Origin of the sequence: Alkalicoccobacillus porphyridii (assembly GCF_007293315.1) — a bacterium.
Classification (GTDB): Bacteria; Bacillota; Bacilli; order Bacillales; family Bacillaceae_D; genus Alkalicoccobacillus; species Alkalicoccobacillus porphyridii.
Window position 1 is genome coordinate 1 of record NZ_VLXZ01000046.1, and the last position, 489, is coordinate 489.

1 protein-coding gene is annotated in these 489 nt (G+C 54.6%); it reads right to left on the reverse strand.

What is annotated here, in order from left to right:
- Window positions 1–489 (reverse strand): HlyD family secretion protein (locus FN960_RS23445; RefSeq protein ID WP_143850761.1); only part of this gene is annotated, 489 nt, incomplete at its 5' end.

The window sequence follows — 489 nt, forward strand, 5'->3', positions numbered from 1 at the left end:
TTAACCAAACTCACGCAGGCGATGGGCCATTTTACGGAAGAACGAATCCTGGCTTTCGTCGCGATCTTGTTTGCCAGTGACCACCACTGTAGCAGTGGTGCCCGCAGGCCAGATGTTCTCTTGCTGGTTGTCGAGACGAATACGAACCGGAACACGTTGCGCCAAACGCACCCATTCAAGGTTAGAGTCGATGGTCGCCATCCCTTTGTCGTCACGCGTGCTGCTGGCGTTGGTGACCCCTGCGGCAACACTATCAACAGTCCCTTTCAGCACTTTGTTACTGCCAAGCGGCGTGATCTCCGCACGATACCCAGGGCGCACCCCTTCCAGCTTAGTTTCTTCCATATAGGCCAGTACATAGAAAGAGTTCTGTTTCACCAGCGCAACCGCCGTTGATCCACGAGTAATAAACTCACCGGTATAGACGTTGAGGTTGGTCACCCAGCCATCCGCTGGCGCGCGGATCACCGTGCGTTCAAGATCCAGTTT